Below are 25,488 nucleotides of genomic sequence, written 5' to 3' on the forward strand. Positions count from 1 at the left end.
TTGGGGAGCGTCACGCGATGCAGCAGGAAACCGCCGAGACCGTCGCGCTTCAGGGGCTGGGATGGATCGCGGGCAACGAAGAGCTTCTGCCGGTGTTCCTCGGCGCCAGCGGTGCCTCGCTCGACGACATGCGGCGCCGCGCCCGCGATCCCGATTTCCTGGTGGCCGTCCTGGATTTCATCAGCATGGACGACGCCTGGGTCGTCGCCTTCTGCGATGCCGCCGGACTGCCCTACGACGCGCCCGTCGCCGCGCGCCACGCGCTGCCGGGCGGGGCCGAGGTGAACTGGACGTGATTGCGGATTTCCTGCAATTTTCCGCGGTCTCGCGGCTGCGACGGCCGGTCCGCTTTCCATGATCGAACAATCGCCATTGCCAAGGTCCGAGGCGGAGCGGCGCGATGGCTGACATCGCCGGACTGCTCTTCGACAAGGACGGCACCCTGTTCGACTTCCAGGAAACCTGGGGCGGCTGGTGCCGGCGCCTGCTCTCCGACCTGGCGGGCGGCGATGACCGGCTGACCGCCCGGTTGGCGGAGTCGGTCGGGTACGACATCGCAACCGGCCGCTTCCGGCGCGGCAGCGTCGTGGTGGCCGACACGGCAGAGGCGATCGCGGCCGTCCTGCTGCCCCATCTCGAAGGGTGGGGGCAGGCAGGACTCGTCGATCACATGAACCGCCTCAGCGCCGAGGCGCCGCAGGTCGAGGTGGTGCCGCTCCTGCCCCTGTTCGACAGGCTGCGGGACGTCGGGCTGACGCTGGGCCTTGCCACAAACGACGCCGAGGCCCCGGCCCGCGCGCATCTCGCCGCCGCCGGGCTCGATGGCCACTTCGCCTTCGTGGCCGGGGCAGACAGCGGGCACGGGGCGAAGCCGGGACCGGGCCCTCTCCTGGCCTTCGCGGCGGCGACAGGGCTGCCGCCCGCCCGCGTCGCCATGGTCGGCGACAGCGCCCACGACCTGGTGGCGGGCCGGGCGGCGGGGATGGTCTGCGTCGCGGTGCAAAGCGGCATGACCGCGCCCGACGTCCTTGCCCCGCTGGCCGATGTCATGCTGCCGGACATCGGCGCGCTGCCCGGCTGGATCGAGTCCCTCGGCTAGAAAGCGACCCTTCGTGTCGCGGACGGCACGGCACCTGCCCGGCAATCGGCGTTTGCTCGGGGGGTGCAACGGAGGGCGCACCATGGAACAGACCCTGACGAAACGCCGCCGCGCGGGGGGGCGCGCGGGCCACTCCACCCGCCGCGGCCCCGCCGCCATCGAACAGATGCCCTGGCACCTGCCGGTCAACACCGACCGTCCGACCGAACCCCTGACCGAGGAAGGGGTGCAGGCGATCCACGACGGGGCGATGCGGATCCTGGAAGAGATCGGGATCGAGTTCCTGAACGAGGAAGCGGTCGCGATCCTGCGCGAGGGGGGCTGCACGATCGCGGGCACCAACGTGCGCATGGGCCGCGACTTCGTGATGGAGATGCTGGCCCGCGCGCCGTCGCAGTTCACCATCACGCCGAGGAACGAGGCGCGCGAGATCGTGGTGGGCGGCCGGTACATCCTGTTCGGCAACGTCTCCTCGCCGCCGAACTTCTGGGACATGGCCGGGGGCAAGCGTCCCGGCACGCGGCAGACCTGCGCCGACCTGATCCGCCTGTCGCAGTATTTCAACTGCATCCACTTCGTCGGGGGCTACCCGGTGGAGCCGGTGGACATCCACCCGAGCGTGCGCCATCTCGACGTGCTCTACGACAAGCTGACGCTGACCGACAAGGTCGCCCATGCCTATTCGCTGGGCCGCGAGCGGGTCGAGGACGTGATGGAGATGGTGCGGATCGCGGGCGGGCTCTCGGAGGAGGCGTTCGAGGCGAAGCCGCGGATGTACACCAACATCAACTCGACCTCGCCGCTGAAGCACGATTTCCCGATGCTCGACGGTTACATGCGCTGCGTGCGGCGGGGACAGGCGACAGTGGTGACCCCCTTCACCCTTGCAGGGGCGATGGCGCCGGTGACGCTGGCGGGCGCGGTGGCGCAGTCGCTGGCCGAGGGGCTCTGCGCCATCGCGCTGGCCCAGTACATCCGCCCCGGTGCGCCCTGCGCCTTCGGCACCTTCACCTCGAACGTCGACATGAAATCCGGCGCACCCGCCTTCGGCACGCCCGAATACATGCGCGCGACGCAGATGACCGGACAGATGGCGCGGTTCTATGGGCTGCCGCTGCGCTCCTCCGGGGTCTGCGCGGCGAACGTGCCGGACGCGCAGGCCACCTGGGAGACGTCGAACAGCCTCTGGGCGGCGGTGCAGTCGGGCACGCACATGGTCTACCACGCGGCCGGGTGGCTGGAAGGCGGACTGATCGCGAGCCCCGAGAAGTTCGTGATGGACTGCGAGATCCTCCAGCAGATCCAGCGGTACTTCGACCCGATGCTGACGGCGACGACCCCCGACGACATCGCGCTCGACGCCATCGCGGCGGTGGGGGGAGAGGGGCATTTCTTCGGCCTCCAGCACACCCAGGACCGCTATACCACCGCCTTCTACCAGCCGTTCCTGTCGGACTGGCGCAACTACGAGGGCTGGCAGATCGCGGGGGGCGCCTGGACCCACGAGCGCGCGCACCAGATGGTCCACGCGATCCTGGCCGAGTTCGAACCGCCCGCCATGGACGAGGCGATCCGCGAGGAACTGGCCGAGTTCGTGGCCCGCCGGAAGGCCGAGGGCGGCGCGCCCACGGATTTCTGAGGCGGATTTCCGAGGCGGATTTTCAAGGCCGGGTCTTTCGAAAAGGAGGCCCGCCAAGGGCGGGCCACGCCATGTCCCCATCCCCGCCGGGGGCGGGGACGGGTCCGCGGGCGCGGGGCGTCAGCCGTCGATCTTCGCGCCCATGATCGCGATCGCCTGCTGGTACACCCCGGCGGCGTTCCACTGCTTGATCACGGCATAGTTCGGCTCGCCCGGCTGGTAGCCGGCGCCGGGCCGCCAGCCCTTCTGGCGCAGGTAGTTGGCGGTGGAGGCCAGCGCATCGGCCATCTTCGTCAGGTCCACCCGGCCGTTGCCGTCGCCGTCGACGCCGTAGCGCAGCACGTTGCCCGGCAGGAACTGGGTGTGCCCGACCTCGCCGTGGCGCGCGCCGATGGTGTTCGGCGACAGGCTGCCGCGGTCCACCAGCATCAGGGCCGCCATCGCGTGGGGCGTGAAGAAGTCCGAGCGGCGGCAGTCGTAGGCCAGCGTCGTGATCGCCGAAAGCACGTTGCTGTCGCCCATGAAGTTGCCGAAGCCGGTCTCCATCCCGTGGATCGCCAGCAGCACGCCCGCGGGCACGCCGTAGGCGCGTTCGAGGCTGTTGAAGAAGGCCGCGTTCTGCGCCTTCCGCTTGCGCCCCTGGGCCACGATGGTGTTCGCGCCGCGCACCTGCATGAACTTGTCGAGGCTGTACTTGAAGCTCTTCTGGTTCCGGTCGGCAGCGATCGTCTTGCTGGCATACTGGGTGCCCGCAAGCGCCGCCAGACCGCGCTGGCCCACGCCCTGGGCGGCGGCCTCCTGGGCGAAGGCGGCCTTCCAGGCCTCGAACCCGCCGGCGTTGTTGCCGCAGGGCGCCGCCTGTGCGCCGAAGGCCGTCAGCGCAAGAAGGGCGGCAAGCTTGAGGGGTTTCGTCAGGGGAAATGTCATTCATCAACTCCGCGTGGGTCGCACATCACCGTGAAGCCTAGCGGACCCGGCGGGAATCACCAGCCAACTTTAGCGTGACCCGGGGGAAGCGGCGCGGCGCGGACCCGTTCGAGCAGGTCGATCATCCCGGCCACCTGGTGCGCGCAGGTGGCGCGGCCCTTCTCGGCCGTTGCACGACTGGCATCGCCGACGGTGCCGACCGGGTTCAGGTCGGTCGCGATCCAGCCATAGCTGACCGGGCCGATGGGGGGGATCGCGGACGTCACGGCGCTGGAGCGGTTGTCGGCCGCCCGGGCCATGTCGACCGTCCCGGGATGGAAGGCCAGCATCAGCGATGTCTCGACATCGCCGCCGTGGATGCCGAAGGCCTTCTCGTCCTCGCTGTACATCCCCTCGGGGGTGCCGAAGCCGGACCACTGGCACTTCACCGCCAGCATCCCGGCCTCCACCCGCAGCTCGCGGCTGAGGATCGAGACCAGGTCGAGGTTGCCGCCGTGGGAATTGACGATCACGATCTTGCGCACCCCGGCGCGCGCCACCGACAGCCCGATCTCGGTCCAGACGGCCAGTGCGGTGGGCGCCGAGAGCGTCAGCGTGCCCTTCGCCCAGAGATGCTCGTTGGACTTGCCCACGGCCTGCACCGGCAGGATGCGGAGGTCGAGGTGGCCGGGACACGCGTCGCGCAGGGCGGCGAGCATGCCTTCGGCGATCAGCGTGTCGGTGCCGACGGGCAGGTGGGGGCCGTGCTGTTCGATCGCGGCGGTCGGCAGGATGGCGATGGTCTCCATCGGGTCGACGGAGTCGAACTCCGGCATCCGGTACTCGGCCCAGTCGAGGCGGCGTGTCATGTGCTGTCCTTCGCGTAGGTGGCGTCGAGCCTCGACCGAAGGTAGTCGGCGCCGGTGACGGGCGGATACTTCGCCGCGCCGGTGCCGGGCAGGGCGGCGACGGTGGTGTCGGGGTTCGGATCGAGGAAGAAGGCGAGCGAGCGGCGCCGGGTCTTCGGCGGCAGCACCCGGTGCGGGGTCGAAACGTAGATGTCGTTGGTCCAGCGCATCAGGCAGTCGCCGATGTTGACCACGAAGGCGCCGGGCACATGGGGCACGTCCATCCAGTCCTGCCCCCGCGGCTTCACCTGCAGGCCGCCCACCCCGTCCGTCATCAGCAGCGTGAGCGAGCCGTAATCGGTATGCGCGCCCGCCCCGATCTCGCCCGCCGTCCCGCTGGCGGGCGGGTAGTGCAGCAGCCGCAGGATCGCCATGGGGGCATCGAAATGCGGCGCGAACCAGCCCTCCGCCAGGCCGAGGTCCCGCGCGATCGGCCGGTGCAGCGCGACGCCGAGGGCGTGGACCGCGGCGTAGTAGGCGAGGCAGGTCTCGCGGAAGCCGGGCAGGCCGGGCCAGACGTTCACGCCGCGGAAGGGCTCTCCGGCGGCGATGCGCGGGTCGTCTGGGGCGAGGTCGAGGCCGATGTTGAACGCCTCCTTCCGGTCGACTTGCCCGCCCGTCTCGTCCAGCGACTCGGTGCCCTGGGCCGCCCAGCCGCGGTTGTGCGGGTTCGCCAGGATCGACAGCGCCTGCTTCTCCGCCTCCGGCAGCGCGAACAGCCGGTCGGCGGCGGCGAAGACCGCGCCAATCAGTGTCTCGTCGAGGCCGTGGTGGGACAGCAGGAAGAAGCCGGGCCCGCGGCAGGCGGCGCCGAGGTCGGCGGCGAAGCCTGCCGGATCCGCCGCCTCCCGGCGCCAGTCGAGGACGGGGATCACGCCATCGCCTCGCGCCGGGGGGCCGCGCCGGTCAGCCGGTCGACCTGCCGCGCGACCCTGCGCAGGTGGCGGGCGCGGCTTTCGGGGGTCGAGCTGTCCATCAGGTAATGCGCGGCGAAGACAGTGCGGCAGCCCCTGGCGCAGATCATCCGGAGGCCTCGGAGCAGCGTCCGCTTGCCCGGCGCGCCGACCAGCGCGGTCAGCCATCGGCTGGCCCCGCAGGTGGTGAAGACGCCCATGCGCGTGATGTGGGTCAGGCCGGGGCGGATCGTGGCGTGTTCGGCGCAGGGCATCTGGAAGGCGATGCCCGGCACCATCACCCGGTCGAGCCAGCCCTTCAGCATCGCGGGAAGCCCGTACCACCAGGTCGGGTAGACGAAGACCAGCGTATCGCACCACTGAAGGTCCGCAACGTCCCGCTCGACCGGGCGCACGTTGCGGGTGACATCCTCGTAACCGGTCCACTCCGCGGCATCGAGGCAGGGCTGGAAGCCGCGGGCGTAGAGGTCGGTCAGCCGCACCTCCGCCCCCGCCGCGTGGAGCCCCTCGAGCACCACGTCGCGCACGGCGGCGGTGAAGCTGTCGGATTTCGGGTGGCAGTAGACGACAAGGGCACGCATGGTCAGAAGCTCTCCATCTCCCGGCCGACCCGTGCCAGGAAGGCGGCGCGGCGGGTCTCGTCGGCGCGGTTCATGTCATAAAGCGCGAGATACCGCATCCTCTCGGGACGGCAGACATGCCAGATCGCGCGCGTCACGCATTTCCTCGGCGGGTCGCCCACCAGCAGCGCGCGCGTGCGGGCACCGCCGTAGGTCGTGACGGCGGCAAGACGGCGGATATGCGTCAGGTTCGGTTTCACCCGCCCGCCCTCCAGCCGGAACGAGACGTCGGGCAGGAACACCCGGTCGAGGAAGCCCTTCAGGATCGCCGGGAAACCGAAGTTCCACACCGGGTAGACCATCACCAGCGCCTCGGCCGCGCGCAGCCGGTCGACATAGGGTTGCACCGGCGCGCGGTTCGCCGGGCTCTCGTGGTAGCCGCGCCGCTCGGCCTCCGAAAGCACCGGGTCGAAGCCCTCGGCGTTCAGATCGCAGTCGTCCACCTCCCAGCCCCGCGCCGTCAGGGTCTCGACCACCCTGCCGTGGAGCGCCGCCGAGAAGCTCTCGGGGCAGGGATGGGCAAAGAGGACGAGGGCGCGCGTCATGCCCGGCCCCCTGCGCGGGACGAGAGTGCGGGAGCCTCCGGCGGGGATATTTGGAAAGCAAAGATGACGGGAAGCACGCCGCCCCCATCTTTGCTTTTCAAATATCCCGGGGGAGCGCCGCAAGGCGCGGGGGCGGAGCCCCCCTTGCACCGCCGGACGCTCATTCCGCCGCCCGCAGTCTGGGGTGCGCGTACATCGCCTTGAAATCGAAGTCCGGCGTGTCCCAGGACAGCATCTTGCCGGGGTTCAGCAGGCCCTTAGGATCGGCCTCGCGCTTGAAGCGCAGCTGGCGGTCGTCGACGGTCTGGCGGCCGCCTTCCTCCAGCGTGTAGCGGTGGGGGTTGAAGATCATCGCGCCCGCCTCCTCGTGGATCCTCACGATCTCGTCCAGCCGCGCCTCGGTGGTGAACTTCACCAGCGAGAGCCCCGCGAACATCACGCGGCCATTCTCGCGCAGGACTTCGAGGTGCTGCAGGACTTCGGGCGAGAGGTCGTTCCTGAGCTTCTCCACCAGCTCCAGGTGCTGCGGGAAGCCGTAGCGGACTTGCAGGTAGGTGATCGACGGATCGACCTTCAGGGCGCGCAGGGTGGTGTGGTTCCAGCCGTATTCGAAGACGGGTCCGGGGTTCCGGTCCCAGTCGTTGTCGTCGCTGCGGTAGATCAGCCGCGCCTCGGGGATGCGGCCGAGGAAGGTCAGGAAGCCGTCCATGGAGTGTGGCGCGACCATCAGGCCGACGAGGCTGGTGCCCGGTTCGACATGGGGCTTCACCCGCTGGAAGTAGTCGTGGGCGATCGGCGCCTCGAAGACCGTGGCGAGCTTGATCAGCACGCCGTCGAGGTTGGCCAGCCCTTCGGCGAAGCGGGCGGCGGCCATGAAACCGTCGAATCCGACGAACATCTCGACCCAGTCGTAGGCGGGGGCCAGAGGCATCTCGATCTCGGTGATGATCCCGTTGGTGCCGTAGGCGTGGGAGACGCGGGCCAGCTCCTCGCCGCGGAACTCGAGGATCCGCGGCTCCTCCTCCATCGTCACCACGCGCAGGCGGATGATGTTGCCGAGGTCGCGCAAGCTGCCCCAGGTGCAGGAACCGACCCCGCCCGAGCCGCCGGCGATGAAGCCGCCGATGGTCGCGGTCGCCCAGGTGGAGGAGAACATGCGGATCTCCTGCCCCGAGTGCGCCTTGCACGCGGCGTCGAGGTCCTTCAGCAGGCAGCCGGGTTCCACGACGACGCGGCCCGGGTGGATCTCCTTCACCGCCGCCATGTGTTTCAGGTGCATCACGCAGCCGCCTTCCAGCGGCATCGCCTGGCCGTAGTTGCCGGTGCCGGCCCCCCGCGTCGTCACGGGGACGTCGTGGGCATGGCAGGTCTTCAGCACCTCGATCACCTCGGCCTCGCTCCGCGGGCGCACCACGAAATCGGCCACGACATGGTCCAGCCGCGCCTTCAGGACCGGCGAGTACCAGAAGAAGTCGCGCGAGGAGGCGCGGATGTTCGCCTCCTTCTCCTCGATGTCGAGATGGGCGAGGGCGGCCTTGGCGGCGGCGACGTTGTCTTTCATTGGCGCTCCATCAGGTCGTCGAGTTCGGCATAGTCGGGCAGCTTGCGGCCGATCTGCTTGCCCTGCCGCAGCACGATGCGGTCGGACTGGGGCCGGGCGAAGAGCTCGGTCCAGGTGCGGGCGTTGAAGATTGACAGGTCGGCGGGGGCACCTTCGGCCAGCGAGGGGGCATCGAATCCGCAGGCCCTCGCCGGGTTCGCCAGCACCGCGTTCACCCAGTCGGGGTCGGAGTGGTCGAGGTGGCCGATCCGCGTGGCCTGGCGCAGCACCTCCAGCATGTCGAGGTCGCCGAAGGCATAGAACGGATCGCGGGTGTTGTCGGAGGCGAAGGAGACGTTGACGCCTGCCGCCTTCATCTCGTGCACCAGCGTGATGCCGCGGTTCCTCGGGGTGCGGCCCGCGCGGCGGTCCTGGAGGTAGAGGTTGCACATGGGCAGGGACACGACGTGCAGCCCCGCCTTCGCCACCAGCGCGATGGTGTCGAGCGCGCGGGCCTCGTCCTGGGTCGAGAGCGAGCAGCAGTGGCCGACCACCACGGGCGCGGCGAAGCCCGTCTCCAGCACCGTCTGGGCGATCAGGCGCAGCGTCTCGGCCTCGGGATCCATCGTCTCGTCGACGTGGAAATCGACCGACAGGCCGTGCTTTTCGGCGAGCTTCAGGAAACCGGTCAGGCGCGCCTTCAGGTCCGGCACCGGATAGGTGACCATGCCGAGCACGCCGCCCGACTGCGCCACCAGCTCCGCCGTGTGGCGGAAGCTGCCGTCGAGGTCGACCCGGTCGCAGCCGATCAGGCAGCTGGCCTGCAGCGCGATCCGGTCCGCCCAGTCCGCGCGCAGCTCGCGGAACACGGGCCAGGAGATGTCGTCCTGCGGGGGAATCGAATCGAGGTGGGTGCGGATCGCGCGGGTGCCGTGGGCGAAGGCGCAGCGCAGCGCGAAATCGGCGCGGCGGCGCACGTCCCCGGCGCTCCAGTTGGCCTCGCGGTCCTTCGCGACCGTGGCGAGGGCGCCGTCGAAGGTCCCGTCGGGATTCGGCGCGCGGTTCCAGATGTGCCCCTTGTCGAGGTGGGTGTGCATGTCGACGAAGGCGGGCAGCACCATCGCCCCGCCCATGTCGATCGCGATGTTCTGCGGCCCGGCGATCCGCCCCCCGGCAAGCGAGATCGAGGTGCGGACAAGGTCGCCGGGCTGATCCAGCAGGCAGGCGGGCACGGTCACGTTCTCGAGCGTCACGGGGCCGCTCGGCAGGGCACGGAAATCCATCAGGTCTCTCTCTTCAGGGCGCTTTCGTGCCACTTTCTCAGCATGAAATGGCTGAAGAGGGAAAGGGCGGCGAAGATCATCACGCCCATCATCGCGACGAGGCCGAGGGCCGCGAACATCCGCGCGATGTTGAGCCTGTAGCCCGCCTCCTGGATGCGGAAGGCGAGCCCCGCGCCGACGCCGCCGGTGCCCGCCACCAGTTCCGCCACCACGGCGCCGATCAGCGACAGCCCCCCGGCGATCTTCAGCCCGCCGAGGAAATAGGGCAGCGCCGAGGGCAGTTGCAGCATCCAGAGCCGTTGCCAGCGGCTGGCGCCGTAGATGCGGAACAGGTCGCGCAGGTTGTGGTCGACCGAGTTGAGGCCCAGCGTGGTGGAGGACAGCACCGGGAAGAAGGCCACGATCCAGGCGCAGAGCAGCATCCCGACCGTCTTGGACGAGACGTAGATGAAGATCAGCGGCGCGATCGAGACGACGGGCGTGACCTGCAGGATCACGGCGTAGGGATAGAAGGACATCTCGATCATCCGGCTCTGGTTGAACAGGATGGCAAGCCCCGCACCGCCGATCACGGCCAGCGCAAGGGCCATCAGCGTCACCCGCCCCGTCAGCAGCGCGGCGTCGAACAGGATCGGCCAGTCGGTCGTCAGGCTCTCCCAGACGTTGCCGGGGCTCGGCAGGATGTAGTGGGGGATCTCGTTCCAGACCACGATCCGGTCCCAAAGGAACAGCATGGCCAGCAGCACGAAGGCGGGCAGGGTCCAGCGGGCGATCTTCTCGACGCTCTGGCGGCGGTGGCGGCGGCTTTCCTCGAGGTCGACCGGGGCCGAGGCGCCTGCGGGGCCGTGTTCGGCGTTCGTCAGGCTCATGCGGCCAGCTCCATCGCGGTGTGCAGCGCGTCCGAGGCGGCGCGGCACCGGGCGGCATATTCGGCCGAGGTGCGGAAGTCCTCGTGCCGGGGATAGGGCGCATCGACCGTCAGCTCGGCGCTGACGCGGCCGGGGCGGGCGGCCATGACCACGATCCGGTCCGACAGGAAGACCGACTCGAACACCGAATGGGTGACGAAGATCACCGTGCAGCCGATCGCGGCCTTCATTTCCAGCAGGTCGTTGTTCAGCTTGAACCGGGTGATCTCGTCCAGCGCGGCGAAGGGTTCGTCCATCAGAATCAGCTTCGGCCGCGTGACCATGGCGCGGGCGATGGAGACGCGCATCTTCATCCCCCCCGACAGCTCGCGCGGATAGGCGGCCCGGAACTTCTCGAGGCCGACCAGTTTCAGCACCTCCTCCACCCGGTCGCGCACCGAGGCATAGCTTTCGCCGCGCAGGCGGAACGGCAGCCACACGTTCTGCGCCACCGTCGCCCAGGGCATCAGCGTCGGCTCCTGGAAGACGACGCCGAGATCGCCCTGCGACTGCGCCTCGGTCCAGCGGATCCGCCCGGTCGTCGGCTGCATCAGCCCCGCGATCAGCCTCAGCGCCGTGGACTTGCCGCAGCCCGAGGGGCCGAGAAGCGAGATGAAATCGCCCTGGCCCACCCCCAGCGTCATGCCGTTCAGCGCCACGACATTGCCCCGGAAGGTCTTGTTGACCCCTTCCATGCGCAGGATCTCCGGGCGCTGGCCGAGGGGAGGGAGGGGGGCAGGGGGCATCGTCGGCTCCTTCGGAGGGGCGGGGCGCCCCTCCGGTCAGGGGATCAGTTGGCGGGCATCAGGTCCATGCCGACCTTCTGGTTCACGAACTCGGTGGTGAAGGAGGATTTCCAGTCGAGCCCGTCCTCGATCACCCCCGCATCCACCATCTTCCGGTAGAAGTCGCCGACCTGTTCCTCGGTCATGGCGCCAAGGCCCAGCGTCTCGGCATCGCCCGAGACGACGATCCCGTTCTCCTTCATCTTGTCGATGCCGAAGGCGATCAGCTCGTCCGTCATGTCGGGGTTGGCGGCCTTGATCATCTCGTTGGCCTTCGCGTTGTCGCCGTAGAGGTAGTTGTACCAGCCCTTGATCGAGCCCTCGACGAAGCACTTCACCTGCTCGGGCTTCTCCTTGATCGTGTCCGCCATGGTCTCGATCGTGGTCGCATAGGTCGAGTACCCGGCATCGGCGATCAGGAACAGGTCGGGCACGAAGCCGCCCTCCTTCTCGACGACGTAGGGCTCGGACGAGAGGTATCCCTGCATCCCCGAGTTCTCGTCGGCGATGAAGGGGGCGGGGTTGAAGGTGTAGGGCACGCGCTGCTCGACCGTGAAGCCGTAGGCGGCGATCATCCACTGGTAGTAGCTGGCGAAACCGTTGTCGCCGATGAAGAGCTTGAGGTTCTTCAGGTCCTCGAAATTCTTCGCCTTGCCCGGGTGGGTCACGATCACCTGCGGGTGCTTCTGGAAGATGGCGGCGACGGCGACGACCGGGATCCCTTCCTTCACCGCGTTGAACGCCTGGAGCATGTCGCCGCCCATGTGATAGTCGATCTTGCCCGCCAGCAGCAGCGCGCGGTTGTTCACCTGCGGCCCGCCCGGAACGATGGTCACGTCCAGCCCGCATTCGGCATAGGTGCCGTCGGCCACGGACTGGTAGAAGCCGCCGTGTTCGGCCTGGGCCAGCCAGTTGGTGCCGAAGGTGACGGCGGTGGTGTCCTGGGCCCCGGCGGCGGTGACGGTCAGGGTCAGCGCCCCGGCGAGGGCGGCGGTGGCAAGCTTCGGCATCGTGAACTCCCCATGGTTTTGCGGCATTCTCCGACGACCGCAGGGGCGCGCAAGGGAGCGGCGGACAGAGGCCGGGCCGAGGCGGGCAGACCGTCGTGAGCGCCTTCGGATTGGGCAGATCCCCAGCGGCTGCCCTGATTATGGGCGACACCGGCAGGGGCCTGCACGTCAAGGCTGGCCTCCGCCCGCCGCGGCGGGGAAAGCTCGGGCAGCACAGGGGAGAATCGGATGCGGATGCTTCAGCCGGGCGGGATCGCGCCGCCCTTCGCACGCTACGCCCACGGGGTCGAGACGCCCGCCGGGGCGCGCCTGGTGGCGACCTCTGGCCAGCTGGGGCTGGCCGCGGACGGCACCGTGCCGGAGGGGGCCGAGGCGCAGGCGGCGCTCTGCTTCGCCAACATCGACGCGATCCTGGCCGAGGCCGGGGCGGACCGGCGCCACGTCCTGCGCCTCAACGCCTATGTCACGGGGCGGCAGCACATGGCGGGCTACATGGCCGCGCGGGATGCCTGGCTGGCGGGGGGGGAGCGGCTTCCGGCCTCGACCCTCGTCATCGTCTCGGGCTTCACCCGCCCCGAGTTCGTGGTCGAGATCGAGGCGCTCGCGGCCGTCTGACGCGGGCCCGGAGCGTCAGGGCCAGACGATCAGCTTGATTGCGAGGACCACGAGCACCGACAGGGTCAGCCGGTCGAAGGCACGGGCCGAGATCGAGCGCGCGAGGCGCGCGCCGACAGGCATGAAGCCGAGGAGCGGCACCAGCGCGAGGGCGGACAGGACCACCATGTGCAGGTCGTAGAGGCCGAAGCCGATCAGCGTCGGCAGCTGGGTGACGCACATCGCGGTGAAGAAGAGCGAGATCGTGGGGATGAACCGGCCCCGCTCCATCCGGATGGCGTTCAGGAAGCTGACCGACACCGGGGCCGAGATCCCCGCGGCGCCCTGAAGCAGCCCGGCGGCGATGCCCGCGGGCGGGGACAGCCGCCGCGCCAGGGGTTCGGGCAGGTGGAAATCCGCCTTCGCCAGCCTCAGCCCGACATAGCCGAGCACGGCGAGCGCCACGGTCAGGGTCAGCGCGCGGGCCGGGACCGAGACCAGGAGGAACGTCCCGAGCAGCGCACCGATGCCCCCGGCGATGGCGAAGCTCCAGGCCAGCCGGTCGGGACGGCGCGCCCGCCAGGTCCAGAGCTGGGTGAGGTTGGTGCAGAGGTTCGGCAGCACCATCAGCACCACGGCGAGGCGGACGTCGAAGAACGCCGCCATCACCGGGATCGCCACCACAGGCGCGCCCATGCCGGTCGCGCCCTTGAGGATGCCGCCAAGGGCGAGGGCGATGAAGATGGCGACGTATCCGGGAAGGTCGAGCTCGATCATGCCGCAAGCGGTAGCGGATCGCGGCGGCGGGCGGAACCGCAAAGCGACCGCCGTTGCGCTCGGCCTGCGGCGCGGCAGCGCCCTCGGCCGAGGCGAAAGCGCCGGTTGCACCTGCGGGAGCCTCCGGCGGAGATATTTAAGAAAGCAAAGATGAAGGGGGCGTCACCGCGCCCTGTCCTCCGGAACGGGCCCTCGACCCGGGTCGCGTGACCCGTGCGCCTTCCGCCAGCCGTGGCGTGTCGCGCTCCGCCTCGTCATCCTTGCTTTCCAGATATCCCCGCCGGAGGCTCCCGCACTCTCCACCCGCGCGTCGGACGGGGACGAGGGCGCGGGCGCCAGGGAAGCGGCGGAGCCTCTGGTCCTTTCCGTGGCGGGGCGCTATGGCGAGGCCATGGCATTGTCATTCAATCCGCCGCCGCTGCGCTGGCCCACCCGTCCGGCCCTGATCTTCACCGCAGCGCTCCTGGCGCTTGGCGCCGTCGGGGGCGAGGTGGCGCGGCTGGTGTCGATGCCGCTGCCCTGGATGCTCGGCAGCCTGATCACCACGGCGCTGGTGGTCGCCTTCCTGCCGAAGCGGATCCCCGCGGGCTACAGGTTCTCGCAGCCGTTCCGGATGGTCTTCATCGCCATCATCGGCGCCATGATCGGCGCGCAGCTGACGGCGGAGGTGTTCCAGCAGTGGCCGCGCTACATCCTGAGCCTTGCCGGGGTGACGCTGTTCGTGGCGCTGGCGCATGGCTGGAACTACTGGATGTTCCGCCGCATCGGCGGCTACGACCGGCCGACCGCCTTCTTCTGCGGCACCCCCGGCGGGCTGATGGAGAGCATCGCCATGGGCGAGGCGGCGGGAGCGGACATCCGGGTGCTGACGATCCAGCAGTTCCTCAGGATCATCCTCGTCGTCTCGCTGGTGCCCCTGGGCCTGTCGATCTTCCACGGCCATCCCGTGGGCAGCGCGGCCGGAATCGGGTTCTCGCAGGGGGCGGGCGAGATGGCGGCGATCCCGGTGCTGCTGCTGGTCGCCGCCCTGGGGCTGGTCCTCGGGGTCAAGCTGAAGCTGCCCGCGGGGCAGCTGATCGGGCCGCTGATCGTCGCGGGGGCGGCGACGCTGTCGGGGCTCGTCGTGCTGGACCCGCCGAACTGGGTGATCTCGGTGGCGCAGGTGGTGATCGGGGTCAGCCTCGGGGTGCGGTTCATCGGCATCACCGGGCGGATGCTGGGCCGGGCGCTGGGGCTGTCGCTGGCCTCGGTCGCCGGGATGCTGGTGCTCGGCGCCCTGCTGGCCGGGGCGCTGAACCTCTGGACCGGGCAGCCCTTCGAGGTGCTTCTGCTGAGCTTCGCGCCCGGGGGCGTGACGGAGATGGGGCTGGTCGCGCTGTCGCTGGCCGCCAATCCGGCCGTGGTGGCGTTCCACCACCTCTACCGCATCGTGCTGACGGTGGTGCAGATGTCGGTGCTGAGCCGGTGGATCGGCGCGCGCTGAGCGGGGGGCTTCGGCCGACGCTGGATCGAAGGAAGCCCGCCCTTTCGGGGCGGGCTTCGGCATTCACGCGGCGGGCTTCTTGGCACCCTTCCGCAGTTCGCCTGCCAGTTCGAACATCCTCTGCTGTTCGCGGCCCCAGGCGCGGATGTCGTACTTGTTCACCACCTTGCGCAGCTGGCGCATCCGGTCCTGCCGCTCGGCCTTCTCCATGTTCAGCGCCTGCAGGATGGCGCTGTCCATCGAGCGGTGGGAGTAGGGGTTGGTGATCACGGCCGAGCCGAGCTCGACCGCGGCGCCGGCGAATTCGGAAAGGACCAGCACGCCGTCCTCGTCCTCGCGCGCCGCGGCGAATTCCTTGCAGACGAGGTTCATGCCGTCGGCAAGCGGCGTGATCCAGCAGACGTCGGCCGCCTGGTAGTAGGCGATCAGCTCGGTGAAGGGCACGGCGCGGGAGATCAGGGTGATCGGCGTCCAGTCGAAGGTGCCGAACTTGCCGTTGATCCGCCCCGCCGCCTGTTCGATGGCGTCCTGCACCTCGGCATAGGCGGTCATGTTGCGGTTGGCCGAGACCGAGACGTGCATCAGGCGGACCTTGCCGCGCAGCTCGGGGTGGGCGTCCAGAAGGCGGCCGAAGCTTTCCAGCTGCACGGTGCCGCCTTTGGTATAGTCGGTCCTGCCGACCGAGAGGATCAGCTTGCGGTCGCCCATCTCCTCCTTGATGTGGGCGACCTTCTCAGCCGTCTGCTCCAGCGCGGCCTGCTTGCCGATGTAGTCCACGTCGACACCCACGGGGGCCGAGCTGATGTGGACGGTGCGCCCCTCGTGGACGATCTTCGTCGGCACCGTGCGCTCGGTCAGGGCGGTGCCTTCCGAGATGAAGTCGTCGTCGACCCGGACCCGGTCGAACACATCGACGTCGTGCAGGGAGCGCGCGACGGAGACGAAGTTCGAGGCATAACGGGGAATGTGGAAACCGACGACGTCGCAGCAGAGCAGGCTCTGCACGATCTCCTTCCGCCAGGGCAGGACGTTGAACATGTCCGCGCCGGGGAAGGGCGTGTGGTGGAAGAACGAGATGCGCACGTCGGGGCGCAGCTGCCGCAGATAGCCGGGGACCAGCCACAGGTTGTAGTCATGGACCCAGACCACGGCGCCTTCCGCGGCCTCGGCGGCGGCGGCCTCGGCGAAGGCCCAGTTCACCTCGCGGAAGTTGGGCCAGTCGACGGGGTCGTAGTTGTAGCGTTCGCGGAAGTTGTGGAGGATCGGCCAGAACGCCTCTTTCGAGGTGATGTGGTAGAACTCGCTGACCTGGCTCTGGGTCAATGGCAGGCGCGACACCGAGTAGTCGCCGTAGCTGTCGGAAATCTCGATCACCCGCTCGAAATCGGGGTTCTTCGGATCCTCGGCCAGCTTCCAGGCGACCCAGGCGCCGTGCTCGACACCGCCGAAGAAGCTTTTCAGCGTCGGCACGATGCCGTTCGGGCTGGCGTTCTCCTTCAGCTTGGTTTCGCCGTTCTCCACGACCTCTTCATAGGGCTGGCGGTGGTAGACGATGACCAGATCGGAAGACATGCGCGCTCCTTCGGCTTTTGTTCAGATATTGGAGTGAAGGTTGAGAACCCGGATCGCGTCCAGGATACCGGCGGCGCCGATGGCGTCGGACTTGTGAACATGACTCAGATCACCAACGCGTGAAAGAAGGTCGGGTTCCGACCCGCCCACGGCCACGGCCGGAACCCCGACAGCAAGCATGGAGTAGTCGTTCATCGTGTCGCCCGCGGCCAGCAGCCGGGCGTGGTCGATGCCGAGGTGGTTCGCCAGCAGCACGAGCGAGGGGCCCTTGCTGATCCCCTTCGGCAGCACGTCGAAATAGCGGCTGTCCGAGATCAGGGTGTCGAAGCCCATGCCCGCGACGATCTCCTCGGCCCTGGGGTCGTAGGTCTCGGGGTCGTAGTGGAAGCTCTGGCGGTACCGGAAGGGCGTCTCCTGCGGGCGCAGGCCGGAAATGTCGGCCAGCGCGTCGCGCACCTTCGCGCCGCTGTCCTGCCAGCGGCTCGCGATCTCTTCCTCCAGGGCGGGGATGGGCGACACCTTCCGGTCCACCACCTGCGCGATGGTGGTGCCGACGTCGCCGATGACGAACTCGGGCCAGGGCAGCCCGTCGCCGCACATGCCCTCGATGAACATCGGGTCGCGGCCGGTGACGAAGATCAGGCCCACGGTGTCGCGGTTGTCCTCGATCCAGCCGTAGAGCCGCTGGCGGTCCTCCTCGCTGCCGCCGAGGAAGGTGCCGTCGAGGTCGGTCGCCAGGACGAATTCCTTGGACGAGATCGGGTGGTCTTGCATCGTGCGGTCCTTCATGTGGTCTCGGGCAGGGGGGTCTGGGGGCCGCGGGCGGCCGGGTGGTCCAGCAGCAGGCCCATGGCGCGCGGTTCGGATTCGATCGGGCGCGACCAGAGCCGCGCGAAGGTGTCGTTCAGGTCCGCGCCCTCGTGCAGCACGGCGCGCACCGCCTCGCAGATCGGCATGGAAACCTGCACCCGGCGCGCAAGGTCGGTGACGGAGATGGCGTTGAGCTCGCCCTCGACCACCACCGGTTTGCCGCCGAAACACTCCTCGCGAGGGGTGCCCGCGCCAAGCTGCACGCCGAGCGACATGTTGCGCGAGCTTTCGGAGGAGCAGGTGAGCGTCAGGTCGCCCGCGCCGGAAAGGCCGGTCACGGTCTCGCGCCGCCCGCCGAGCGCCTCGGCCAGCTGCTTCATCTCGTCCATGCCGCGGGTGATCAGGGCGGCGCGGGTGTTCTTGGCGAAGCCCGCCCCGGTCATCATCCCGCAGGCGATGGCGATCACGTTCTTCACCGCGCCCCCGACCTCGACCCCCACGAGGTCGTCCGAGATGTAGGTGCGGAAATGCTCGGTGCTCATGGTCACGGCCATGCGCGCGGCGGGGCTTTCGAACGGCGACAGGCGGTCGTGGTAGCTGAACTCGAACGCGACGGTGGCGGCGGTGAGGTGGCCGAGCGCGGTCTCGTCGGCGAAGGTCGGTCCCGAGATCACGCCGACCGGGTGATCGGGCAGCTCGTCCAGCGCGACCTGGCCCATGAGGTATCCCGTCGCCTCCTCGATCCCCTTGGCACATAGCGCCACCGGCACGCCCTTGCCGATCAGCCGGGCGATGTCGGCGCAGATCGCGCGGACGCTGTGCGAGGGGATGACGATCAGCACCGCCTCCGCCCCGTCGAGGGCCGCGGCAAGGTCGGTGGTGGCGCGGATGCCGGCGGGCAGGGGGATGCCGGGCAGGAAGGCCTCGTTCCTTGCGTTGTCGTTGATGTCGGCGGCGACGTCGGGATTGCGGCCCCAGAGCCGCACCTCGGCCCCGGCGCGCCGGGCGACGCTGGCGAGCGCGGTGCCCCAGGCCCCCGAACCCAGGACCGCGACCGTGCCGTAGGGCCGGGCGCGGGCGGGCGGACGGGGACGGGTCATGTCATCGGATGGCATGGCGTTCCTTTGCAAAGAAGCGCCGTCAACGGCCCGTGGCCGGACAGCGGTCGTCGGATGAAATGGGTCGTCACGGGTCGATATCAATATCGTGAGGGGTATGGCCACCCCTGGACCGGTCATGTTCAGCTGCAGCAAGATCGCGGATTCTCCCGCTGCACGCCGCCTCTACAGGCCGCACGGAAATGATGCAGATGCCGCAGGACGCGCCGATTTCCGATGTTTTCCCTTCTTCGGCGGGAACAGATGCGGCATTTCCCGGTTTATCCTCCGTCAATCCATTCGTGCGGCAGTGCAGAAAGCGCAGCGGCGCGACCCGTCTTTTGCAGGAACAGGAGAATGCGACGATGAGCAGCAAAGTCAGGACAGCGATCTTCCCGGTGGCCGGCCTCGGAACGCGGTTCCTGCCTGCGACGAAGGGCACCCCTAAAGAACTGCTGCCCGTCATCGACACGCCGCTGATCCAGTTCGCCATCGACGAGGCCCGCGCGGCCGGGATCGAGCGGATGGTGTTCGTGTCGCACCCCTCGAAGGGCGCGATCGAAAGCTACGTGCGCGACGATACCGAGCTGCGCCGCACCCTCTGCGAGAAGGGCAAGGAGAAGATCGCCGAGACGCTGCACGCGAATGCCGTCCACACGCAGGACCATGACGTGGTGTTCGTGATGCAGGACGAACCCCTGGGTCTCGGCCACGCCGTGCTCTGCGCGCGAGATCACGTGCTGGAGGGGCCGGTGGCCGTGATCCTGCCCGACGACCTGATCCTCGGAGAGCCCGGGTGCCTCTCGGAGATGATCGAGGCCTACGGTCGTTCCGGCGCGGGCCATCTGGTGGCCACCATGGAGGTCGGCCGGGACGAGACGGCGAGCTACGGCGTTCTCGAAATCGCCGCGCGCGAGGGGCGGCTGACCCGCGCCAAGGGCATGGTGGAGAAGCCCGCGCCCGAGGATGCGCCCTCGCGCCTCGCGGTGGTCGGGCGCTATGTCCTCGACCCGGCGATCTTCGAGCGGCTCGAAACGCAGCCCGCCGGGGCGGGAGGCGAGATCCAGCTGACCGACGCCATCGCCCACGGCATCGACACCATCGGCCTTGCCGGGTTCACCTTCTCGGGCGAGCGGTTCGATTGCGGCTCGAAATCGGGGATGCTGCGGGCGACACTGCACCTCGCCCGCGGCCGTGACGAGTTCCGCGACGTGCTGGACGACTTCGCGCCCGCCTCGGTGGTGCTTGCCGCCGAGTGAGCCGCTTGCTGCCGCGTTGAGCCTGGAATGACGGCGCCCCCCGGGGCGCCGTTTCGCGTTTCGGGGCGGCGCGGCTCCCGACCCGCGCGACTGGTGGCGCCGGGCGGTTGCCGGTATCTCTGGGCCGACCGCCCCGCGCAGGAGATGCCGCGATGACCGAACGCCCCGATTACACCGAACTGGCCGCCGACCTGACGGCCGAGATGATGGCCTTCACCCGCAGCCTCGCGAAGACGTCGATCCCCCGTCGCCTGCGGGAACTGGTCAACGTGCGCGTCTCGCAGATCAACCGCTGCGCCTTCTGCGTCGACACCCACCTGAAATACGCGCTCGCCGCCGGGGAAGAGACGGCGCGGCTCCATCACCTCGCAATCTGGCGCGAGTCGCCGCTGTTCGACGCGAAGGAAAAGGCGGCGCTGGCTTGGGCCGAGGCGCTGACGGTGCTGGGCGAGGAGGGGGTGCCGGATGCCGTCTACGACGCCGTTCGGGCCGAGTGGAGCGAGCGCGAGATGTGCGAGCTGGCCTTCGTCGTCATGGCGATCAACGGCTGGAACCGGGCGAGCGTGGCCTTCCGGCTGGTGCCGGGCTCGAAGGACGAGGCGTGGAAGCTGACGGCGAAGTTGTGATGGGCCGTCGCTCCGCGCGGGGCGCTTCGTTTTGATGCCGGGTTGGTGGGGTGGAACCCCACCCTACGGTGAGGCGCTAGCCTACGAATGAGGAGCTAACCGCGGAGATGTCTCGCCCGGCGGCAACGCCGGGCAGCCCCCGACCGCCCCCACGGGCGGGGGCTTCTCCCCCGCCCGCGGTCGGGGGCTGCCCTTTGTGCCAAGTGGGAGCGGTCGAGATTTCGCTCTCGAAGAAGGCGTTGGCCCCCTCAGATATACCGCGACACCACGTTCTCGAGGATCTCCTGCCGGCCCGACTTCGGCTCGGGGCGCAGGTCGGCGGCGACGACGAGATCGTGGATCTCGGCCAGCGACTGCTCCTTCAGCATCTTCTTGGCGTCCGGCGTGTCCCAACCCGCGTAGCGGGCGGCCCGGTGGGTCTCCAGCACGCCGTCCGACAGCATCGCCGCCGCGGCCTTCAGCCCCCGTGCGCAGACGTCCATCCCGCCGACATGGGCCGCCACCAGGTCCACCGGGTCGAGCGACTGGCGGCGCAGCTTGGCGTCGAAGTTGGTGCCGCCGGTGGTGAAGCCGCCGGCCTTCAGCACCTCGTAATAGGCCAGCGCAACCTCGCGCGGGCTGTCGGGGAACTGGTCGGTGTCCCAGCCGGACTGGTAGTCGTTCCTGTTCATGTCGATGGAGCCGAGGATGCCGAGCGACGCGGCCATGGCAAGCTCGTGCTCGAAGGAATGGCCGGCGAGGATCGCGTGGCCCTGTTCGAGGTTCAGCTTCACCTCCTTCTCCAGCCCGAACCGCTTGAGGAAGCCGTAGACCGTGGCGGTGTCGTAGTCGTACTGGTGCTTCGAGGGCTCCTGGGGCTTCGGCTCGATCAGGATGGTGCCCTTGAAGCCGGTCTTGTGCTTGTAGTCGACGACCTTCGACAGGAACGCGCCGGCCTGCTCGGCCTCGCGCGTCAGGTCGGTGTTCAGGAGCGTCTCGTAACCCTCGCGCCCGCCCCAGAGGACATAGTTCTGGCCGCCGAGCTTCATCGTGGCGTCCATGCAGCTTTTCACCGTGGCCGCGGCATAGGCGAAGACGTCGGGATCGGGGTTCGTCGCCGCGCCGGACATGAAGCGGCGGTGGGTGAAGAGGTTGGCCGTGCCCCAGAGGAGCTTCGTCTTCGACGTCTCCATCTTCTGGCCGATGTAGTCGGTGATCGCGTCGAGGTTCGACGCGCTCTCGGCGAAGCTCGCGCCTTCCGGGCGGATGTCGAAGTCGTGGAAGCAGAAGAACGGCTGGCCCAGGATCGCGAAGAGGTCGAAGGCGGCGTCGGCCTTGGCCCTGGCGTGCTCCATCGTGTCGCCGAACCAGGGGCGCTGGAAGGTCTGGCCGCCGAACGGGTCGCCGCCGGGCCAGGCGAAGCTGTGCCACCAGGCGACGGCGAAGCGCAGGTGGTCCTCCATCCGCTTGCCCATCACCACCTCGTCGGGGTCGTAGTGGCGGTAGGCGAGGTCGGACGTGCTGTCGGGCCCCTCGTAGGTCACGGGGGCGATGCCGTCGAAATAGCTGGTCATGTCAGAGATCCTTGAGAGCGGGATAGGCGGCCTTGTAGCGCGCGTGCTGGTCGGCGAAGGCCTGTGTGAGGCTGGCGTCGGGGGCGACGGAGCGGGCGATCGGGGGCTGGGACGCGATCTCGGCCCCCGCGCCGGTCGCCGCCATCATGCCGAGCCGCGCGGCGCCGAGGGCCGCGCCGAAATCGCCGTCCTTCGGCACTTCGAGCGTGATGTCGAGCGCGGTGGCCAGCACCTTCAGCCAGTAGTCGGACCTGGCCCCGCCGCCGAGGGCGAGGGCGCTGTGCAGCGTGGTGCCCGTGGCCTTCAGCGCATCGCGGCAGTCGGCAAAGGCGAAGGCGACGCCTTCGAGGACGGCCCGGGCCGCGGCCTTCGCGTCGGTCGCGTGGTCGAGGAACAGGAACTGGCCGCGGATGGCGCTGTCGTTCAGGGGCGTGCGTTCGCCGCCGAGGTAGGGGAGGAACAGCGTCTTCGACGGCGCCCTGAGGTCGCCGAGGCCGCCTGTCAGCTCGGCCGCGGACTTGCCCGTGAGACGGGATAGCCATTGCAGCGCGTCGGCGGCGGCGAGGATCACCCCCATCTGGTGCCAGGTGCCGGGGACGGCGTGGCAGAAGGTGTGGACCGCGGTGGCCGGGTCGGGACGGTAGCCGTCGTTCGCGGCGAAGAGCACGCCGGAGGTGCCGAGCGACAGGAAGGCGGTGCCGTCCTTCACCACGCCCGCGCCGATGGCGGCGGCGGCGTTGTCACCCGCGCCGCCCGCGACCGGGACCTGCGGGATGCCCCATGCCTCGGCGAGGGCGGGGCGGAGGGTCCCGGAGGTCTCCGAGCCTTCCACGAGGGATGGCATGTGGTCGCGCGACAGGTGGCAGGCCGAGAGCAGGGCGTCGGACCAGTCCCGCGCGCCGGTGTCGAGCCAGGCGGTGCCCGCGGCGTCGGACATCTCGGACACGTGGCCGCCGGTGAGATAGAGGCGCAGGTAATCCTTCGGCAGCAGCACCTTGGCGATCTTCGCGAAGGTCCCGGGCTCGTTCTCGCGCACCCAGTCGACCTTGGGGGCGGTGAAGCCCGGGAAGACGATGTTGCCGGTGATCTCGCGGAACTGCGGATCGGCGTCCATCGCGGCGGCCTGCCTGTGGCTGCGGGTGTCGTTCCAGAGCATGCAGGGGCGCAGCACGGTGTCGTCCGCGCCGACCAGCGTCGCGCCGTGCATGTGGCCGGACAGGCCGATGCCCGCCAGCCCCTCGCAGCCGTCGGCGGCCTTCAGGGCCTGCACCGCTTCGGCGGCGGCCCGTTCCCAGGACGCGGGATCCTGCTCGGACCAGCCGTCGTGGCGGCGTTCCACGGTCAGCGGCACGCTGTGTTCCGCGAGAACGGTCTGCGCCTCGTCGATGAGGATGGCCTTCAGCGACGAGGTTCCGAGGTCCAGTCCGATGTACTTCACGCCGCCCGCTCCGGCCGCTTGCCGAGGATGATCATGCCGAGGATCTCGTCGTCGGTGACGTCGGCCACCCGCTCGGTCCCGACCAGCTGGCCGTTCTTCATCACCGAGACCCGGTCGCACAGCTCCATCACGTCGTGGATGTCGTGGGAGATCAGGAAGATGCCGAGGCCCTGGCGCTTCAGCTCCTGCACCAGTTCGGACACCATCTTGGTCTCCTGCGGCCCGAGGGCCGCGGTGGGTTCGTCCATGATCAGGATCTTGGCGTTGAAATAGACGGCCCGGGCGATTGCGACGGACTGCCGCTGGCCGCCCGAGAGGGCCGAGACCGGATCGGCGAACTTTTTGAAGTTCGGGTTCAGGCGGTGCATGATCTTGCGCGTCTCCGCCTCCATCCGCGCGTCGTCCACGAAGCCCAGCGGCGTGACCAGCTCACGCCCAAGGAACAGGTTCGAGGCGGCGTCGAGATTGTCGGCCAGCGCGAGGGTCTGGTAGATCGTCTCGATGTTGTAGTGGCGGGCGTCGCGGGGGTTGTTGATCGTCGCCTTCTCGCCGTTGACGTAGATCTCGCCCGAATCCATCGAATAGGCGCCCGAGAGGCACTTGATGAGGGTCGACTTGCCCGCGCCGTTGTGACCCAGCAGGCCGACCACCTCGCCCGGGTAGAGGTCGACGCTGACGTGGTCCACGGCCTTGATGCCGCCGAAGGAGATCGAGATGTCGCGCATCTCGACCAGCGGGGTTCCGGTGTTGCTCATGGCGTGGTCCTTCATTTGGATTTGCCGCGATAGAGGATGTCGAGCCAGACGGCCAGGACGAGGACGCCGCCGACCACGATCCGCTGGATCGCCGCGTCGAAGCCGATCAGCACCATGCCCGTCTGCAGGGACTGCATGACGAGGGCGCCGAGGACCGCGCCGAAGATCGTGCCGACCCCGCCCGCGAGGGAGGTGCCGCCGATCACCGCGGCGGCGATCACGTAGAGCTCGTCAAGCTCGCCGAGCGCGTTGGTGGCCGAGTTCAGGCGGGCCGAGGCGACGACGGCGGACAGGCCCGCGAGGAAGCCCATGATCGAGAAGATCTTGATCGTCATCATCTTCGTGTTGATGCCGGCCAGCTTCGCCGCCTCGGGGTTGCCGCCGATCGCGAAGACGTAGCGGCCGAACCGGGTGCGGTTCATCACCACCGTCATGATCAGCGCGACGGCGACGAGGATCAGCACCGGGATAGCGAAGCCGTGGGAGATGAAGAGCCCGCCCTCGGGCATCTCGATCCCGTTCGCCTCGGCGTACTGGCGGACGATGCCGCGGGGCCAGGGATAGGCGTTGACCAGCAGCACCGCGCCGATGATCGCGCCGCAGCCGAGCAGCCCGAGGAAGGCGTCGGCCCAGACCGGACGCAGCGGGAACTCGAACTGGATGCGCTGGCGGCGGCCGTAGAGAAGCCCGGCGATCACCCCGAGGCAGCCGACGAGGCCGAGGATCCAGCTCCCGGTGTAGCCGATGGCGCCGTAGGGGCCGCCGCCGAGCAGGGCGAAGGTGCTGTCGACCGGCGAGATCGTCTCGCCCCGCGCGACGAGGAAGCCCGCGCCGCGCCAGACGAGGAGACCGCCGAGCGAGACGATGAAGGAGGGGATGCCGCCGTAGGCGATGAGGAAGCCGTGGAATGCGCCGACCAGCGCGCCGAGGCCGACGCCGCAGAGCACGGCGATGATCCAGATCAGCGGATGGCCGAGGCCAAGGATGGAGGGCAGCAGGTAGACCTGCACGACCCCCATGATGATCGCGCAGAACCCGAGGACCGAGCCCACGGACAGGTCGATGTGGCGGGTCACGATGACCAGCACCATGCCGCAGGCCATGATTCCGATGGACGAGGTCTGGACCGAGAGGTTCCAGAGGTTCCGGGGCGTCAGGAACGCGCCGTAGCCGTTCACCACCGCGCCGTAGACGTGGAAGCCGATCCAGATCAGCGCCAGCGCGCCGATCATGCCGATCATCCGGGTGTCGAGCTCGGTGGCCTTGAGGAACCGCGCGAAGGCGCCGTCGGTGGGCTTCACCGGATTGGCGGGCGGCGTCGAGGTATGGGAGGTGTCGGTCATGGCAAATCCAGCGCTGGAGGGGCG

At 69.2% G+C, this 25,488-nt stretch carries 25 protein-coding genes; 7 read left to right on the plus strand and 18 right to left on the minus strand.

Annotated features, from left to right (window positions below; all coding sequences use genetic code 11):
- The first annotated feature begins 17 nt into the window (after positions 1-17).
- From A7B20_RS02940 to A7B20_RS02950, 3 genes are all read left to right on the plus strand, one after another.
- On the plus strand, positions 18-296 hold the full coding sequence (locus A7B20_RS02940) for a DUF3572 domain-containing protein (protein WP_102107057.1): 279 nt from the start codon (positions 18-20) through the stop codon (positions 294-296).
- Between the two features lie 104 nt (positions 297-400).
- Positions 401-1,099 (plus strand): HAD family hydrolase, encoded by a 699-nt coding sequence (locus A7B20_RS02945; RefSeq protein WP_102107058.1) that lies wholly within the window; start codon positions 401-403, stop codon positions 1,097-1,099.
- A gap of 82 nt (positions 1,100-1,181) precedes the next feature.
- Positions 1,182-2,738 carry a trimethylamine methyltransferase family protein gene (locus A7B20_RS02950; protein WP_102107059.1) on the plus strand — a complete coding sequence of 519 codons (1,557 nt, stop codon included), beginning with the start codon at positions 1,182-1,184 and terminating at the stop codon, positions 2,736-2,738.
- A 120-nt stretch (positions 2,739-2,858) separates the two neighbouring features.
- On the opposite strand, the gene A7B20_RS02955 is transcribed toward A7B20_RS02950, so the two are convergent.
- From A7B20_RS02955 to A7B20_RS03000, 10 genes are all read right to left on the minus strand, one after another.
- Positions 2,859-3,665 carry a lytic murein transglycosylase gene (locus A7B20_RS02955; RefSeq protein ID WP_102107060.1) on the minus strand — a complete coding sequence of 269 codons (807 nt, stop codon included), beginning with the start codon at positions 3,663-3,665 and terminating at the stop codon, positions 2,859-2,861.
- A 56-nt stretch (positions 3,666-3,721) separates the two neighbouring features.
- Complete coding sequence (locus A7B20_RS02960) at positions 3,722-4,513, minus strand: creatininase family protein (RefSeq protein ID WP_102107061.1); 792 nt, start codon at positions 4,511-4,513, stop codon at positions 3,722-3,724.
- Positions 4,510-5,427, minus strand: coding sequence for an isopenicillin N synthase family dioxygenase (locus tag A7B20_RS02965; RefSeq protein ID WP_102107062.1), 918 nt, complete (start codon positions 5,425-5,427; stop codon positions 4,510-4,512). The genes A7B20_RS02960 and A7B20_RS02965 overlap by 4 nt, the downstream gene beginning before the upstream one ends.
- Positions 5,424-6,047 carry an NAD(P)H-dependent oxidoreductase gene (locus A7B20_RS02970; protein WP_102107063.1) on the minus strand — a complete coding sequence of 208 codons (624 nt, stop codon included), beginning with the start codon at positions 6,045-6,047 and terminating at the stop codon, positions 5,424-5,426. The genes A7B20_RS02965 and A7B20_RS02970 overlap by 4 nt, the downstream gene beginning before the upstream one ends.
- A 2-nt stretch (positions 6,048-6,049) precedes the next feature.
- Positions 6,050-6,631, minus strand: coding sequence for an NAD(P)H-dependent oxidoreductase (locus A7B20_RS02975; RefSeq protein WP_102107064.1), 582 nt, complete (start codon positions 6,629-6,631; stop codon positions 6,050-6,052).
- A 160-nt stretch (positions 6,632-6,791) separates the two neighbouring features.
- Positions 6,792-8,192 carry an FAD-binding oxidoreductase gene (locus A7B20_RS02980; RefSeq protein WP_102107065.1) on the minus strand — a complete coding sequence of 467 codons (1,401 nt, stop codon included), beginning with the start codon at positions 8,190-8,192 and terminating at the stop codon, positions 6,792-6,794.
- Entirely contained in the window at positions 8,189-9,454 is a 1,266-nt protein-coding gene (locus tag A7B20_RS02985; RefSeq protein ID WP_102107066.1) for a cytosine deaminase, read from the minus strand. Before A7B20_RS02985 ends, A7B20_RS02980 begins: the two co-directional genes overlap by 4 nt.
- On the minus strand, positions 9,454-10,323 hold the full coding sequence (locus A7B20_RS02990; RefSeq protein ID WP_102107067.1) for an ABC transporter permease: 870 nt from the start codon (positions 10,321-10,323) through the stop codon (positions 9,454-9,456). Before A7B20_RS02990 ends, A7B20_RS02985 begins: the two co-directional genes overlap by 1 nt.
- A complete protein-coding gene (locus A7B20_RS02995; protein ID WP_245866499.1) occupies positions 10,320-11,108 on the minus strand; it encodes an ABC transporter ATP-binding protein in 789 nt (262 codons plus the stop codon). The genes A7B20_RS02990 and A7B20_RS02995 overlap by 4 nt, the downstream gene beginning before the upstream one ends.
- 44 nt (positions 11,109-11,152) lie before the next feature.
- Positions 11,153-12,157 (minus strand): ABC transporter substrate-binding protein, encoded by a 1,005-nt coding sequence (locus tag A7B20_RS03000; protein ID WP_102107068.1) that lies wholly within the window; start codon positions 12,155-12,157, stop codon positions 11,153-11,155.
- Between the two features lie 228 nt (positions 12,158-12,385).
- On the opposite strand from A7B20_RS03000, the gene A7B20_RS03005 reads away from it, so the two are divergent.
- Positions 12,386-12,772 (plus strand): RidA family protein, encoded by a 387-nt coding sequence (locus A7B20_RS03005; RefSeq protein WP_102107069.1) that lies wholly within the window; start codon positions 12,386-12,388, stop codon positions 12,770-12,772.
- Between the two features lie 15 nt (positions 12,773-12,787).
- Here A7B20_RS03005 and A7B20_RS03010 read toward each other — a convergent pair whose 3' ends face one another.
- Positions 12,788-13,528, minus strand: coding sequence for a sulfite exporter TauE/SafE family protein (locus tag A7B20_RS03010; protein ID WP_102107070.1), 741 nt, complete (start codon positions 13,526-13,528; stop codon positions 12,788-12,790).
- A gap of 391 nt (positions 13,529-13,919) precedes the next feature.
- On the opposite strand from A7B20_RS03010, the gene A7B20_RS03015 reads away from it, so the two are divergent.
- Positions 13,920-15,011 (plus strand): AbrB family transcriptional regulator, encoded by a 1,092-nt coding sequence (locus A7B20_RS03015; RefSeq protein WP_102107107.1) that lies wholly within the window; start codon positions 13,920-13,922, stop codon positions 15,009-15,011.
- 63 nt (positions 15,012-15,074) lie between these two features.
- Here A7B20_RS03015 and ggpS read toward each other — a convergent pair whose 3' ends face one another.
- From ggpS to A7B20_RS03030, 3 genes are read right to left on the minus strand one after another with little or no spacing between them, the layout of a single operon-like run.
- Positions 15,075-16,583, minus strand: a complete 1,509-nt coding sequence (gene ggpS / locus A7B20_RS03020; RefSeq protein WP_102107071.1) for a glucosylglycerol-phosphate synthase — start codon at positions 16,581-16,583, stop codon at positions 15,075-15,077.
- A gap of 21 nt (positions 16,584-16,604) precedes the next feature.
- Positions 16,605-17,357: an HAD-IIB family hydrolase gene (locus tag A7B20_RS03025; protein WP_245866501.1), complete on the minus strand. Its 753-nt coding sequence runs from the start codon at positions 17,355-17,357 to the stop codon at positions 16,605-16,607.
- A gap of 11 nt (positions 17,358-17,368) precedes the next feature.
- Positions 17,369-18,508, minus strand: coding sequence for an NAD(P)H-dependent glycerol-3-phosphate dehydrogenase (locus tag A7B20_RS03030; RefSeq protein ID WP_102107073.1), 1,140 nt, complete (start codon positions 18,506-18,508; stop codon positions 17,369-17,371).
- A gap of 347 nt (positions 18,509-18,855) precedes the next feature.
- Here A7B20_RS03030 and A7B20_RS03035 point away from each other — a divergent pair, with 347 nt between their 5' ends.
- Entirely contained in the window at positions 18,856-19,749 is an 894-nt protein-coding gene (locus A7B20_RS03035) for a UTP--glucose-1-phosphate uridylyltransferase (RefSeq protein WP_102107074.1), read from the plus strand.
- 152 nt (positions 19,750-19,901) lie between these two features.
- Positions 19,902-20,375, plus strand: coding sequence for a carboxymuconolactone decarboxylase family protein (locus tag A7B20_RS03040; protein WP_102107075.1), 474 nt, complete (start codon positions 19,902-19,904; stop codon positions 20,373-20,375).
- A gap of 248 nt (positions 20,376-20,623) precedes the next feature.
- Here A7B20_RS03040 and xylA read toward each other — a convergent pair whose 3' ends face one another.
- The 4 genes from xylA to A7B20_RS03060 are packed head-to-tail and all read right to left on the minus strand — an operon-like array spanning position 20,624 to position 25,464.
- Positions 20,624-21,928, minus strand: a complete 1,305-nt coding sequence (xylA, locus tag A7B20_RS03045) for a xylose isomerase (RefSeq protein WP_102107076.1) — start codon at positions 21,926-21,928, stop codon at positions 20,624-20,626.
- Position 21,929: 1 nt separating this feature from the next.
- The gene (gene xylB / locus A7B20_RS03050; protein ID WP_102107077.1) at positions 21,930-23,366 is read right to left on the minus strand and encodes a xylulokinase; all 1,437 of its coding nucleotides are present in this window, start codon (positions 23,364-23,366) and stop codon (positions 21,930-21,932) included.
- Entirely contained in the window at positions 23,363-24,121 is a 759-nt protein-coding gene (locus A7B20_RS03055; protein ID WP_102107078.1) for an ATP-binding cassette domain-containing protein, read from the minus strand. Before A7B20_RS03055 ends, xylB begins: the two co-directional genes overlap by 4 nt.
- A gap of 11 nt (positions 24,122-24,132) precedes the next feature.
- A complete protein-coding gene (locus tag A7B20_RS03060) occupies positions 24,133-25,464 on the minus strand; it encodes a sugar ABC transporter permease (RefSeq protein ID WP_102107079.1) in 1,332 nt (443 codons plus the stop codon).
- Positions 25,465-25,488: the final 24 nt, after the last annotated feature.

This window comes from Oceaniglobus roseus (assembly GCF_002869745.1).
GTDB classification, from domain to species: domain Bacteria; phylum Pseudomonadota; class Alphaproteobacteria; order Rhodobacterales; family Rhodobacteraceae; genus Oceaniglobus; species Oceaniglobus roseus.

Coding starts and splice junctions, on each gene's coding strand:
- A7B20_RS02940 (WP_102107057.1), top strand. CDS start 18: ATGCAGCAGGAAACCGCCGAGACCGTCGCGCTTCAGGGGCTGGGATGG.
- A7B20_RS02945 (WP_102107058.1), top strand. CDS start 401: ATGGCTGACATCGCCGGACTGCTCTTCGACAAGGACGGCACCCTGTTC.
- A7B20_RS02950 (WP_102107059.1), top strand. CDS start 1,182: ATGGAACAGACCCTGACGAAACGCCGCCGCGCGGGGGGGCGCGCGGGC.
- A7B20_RS02955 (WP_102107060.1), bottom strand. CDS start 3,665: ATGACATTTCCCCTGACGAAACCCCTCAAGCTTGCCGCCCTTCTTGCG.
- A7B20_RS02960 (WP_102107061.1), bottom strand. CDS start 4,513: ATGACACGCCGCCTCGACTGGGCCGAGTACCGGATGCCGGAGTTCGAC.
- A7B20_RS02970 (WP_102107063.1), bottom strand. CDS start 6,047: ATGCGTGCCCTTGTCGTCTACTGCCACCCGAAATCCGACAGCTTCACC.
- A7B20_RS02975 (WP_102107064.1), bottom strand. CDS start 6,631: ATGACGCGCGCCCTCGTCCTCTTTGCCCATCCCTGCCCCGAGAGCTTC.
- A7B20_RS02980 (WP_102107065.1), bottom strand. CDS start 8,192: ATGAAAGACAACGTCGCCGCCGCCAAGGCCGCCCTCGCCCATCTCGAC.
- A7B20_RS02985 (WP_102107066.1), bottom strand. CDS start 9,454: ATGGATTTCCGTGCCCTGCCGAGCGGCCCCGTGACGCTCGAGAACGTG.
- A7B20_RS02990 (WP_102107067.1), bottom strand. CDS start 10,323: ATGAGCCTGACGAACGCCGAACACGGCCCCGCAGGCGCCTCGGCCCCG.
- A7B20_RS02995 (WP_245866499.1), bottom strand. CDS start 11,108: ATGCCCCCTGCCCCCCTCCCTCCCCTCGGCCAGCGCCCGGAGATCCTG.
- A7B20_RS03000 (WP_102107068.1), bottom strand. CDS start 12,157: ATGCCGAAGCTTGCCACCGCCGCCCTCGCCGGGGCGCTGACCCTGACC.
- A7B20_RS03005 (WP_102107069.1), top strand. CDS start 12,386: ATGCGGATGCTTCAGCCGGGCGGGATCGCGCCGCCCTTCGCACGCTAC.
- A7B20_RS03010 (WP_102107070.1), bottom strand. CDS start 13,528: ATGATCGAGCTCGACCTTCCCGGATACGTCGCCATCTTCATCGCCCTC.
- A7B20_RS03015 (WP_102107107.1), top strand. CDS start 13,920: ATGGCATTGTCATTCAATCCGCCGCCGCTGCGCTGGCCCACCCGTCCG.
- ggpS (WP_102107071.1), bottom strand. CDS start 16,583: ATGTCTTCCGATCTGGTCATCGTCTACCACCGCCAGCCCTATGAAGAG.
- A7B20_RS03025 (WP_245866501.1), bottom strand. CDS start 17,357: ATGCAAGACCACCCGATCTCGTCCAAGGAATTCGTCCTGGCGACCGAC.
- A7B20_RS03030 (WP_102107073.1), bottom strand. CDS start 18,508: ATGCCATCCGATGACATGACCCGTCCCCGTCCGCCCGCCCGCGCCCGG.
- A7B20_RS03035 (WP_102107074.1), top strand. CDS start 18,856: ATGAGCAGCAAAGTCAGGACAGCGATCTTCCCGGTGGCCGGCCTCGGA.
- A7B20_RS03040 (WP_102107075.1), top strand. CDS start 19,902: ATGACCGAACGCCCCGATTACACCGAACTGGCCGCCGACCTGACGGCC.
- xylA (WP_102107076.1), bottom strand. CDS start 21,928: ATGACCAGCTATTTCGACGGCATCGCCCCCGTGACCTACGAGGGGCCC.
- A7B20_RS03055 (WP_102107078.1), bottom strand. CDS start 24,121: ATGAGCAACACCGGAACCCCGCTGGTCGAGATGCGCGACATCTCGATC.
- A7B20_RS03060 (WP_102107079.1), bottom strand. CDS start 25,464: ATGACCGACACCTCCCATACCTCGACGCCGCCCGCCAATCCGGTGAAG.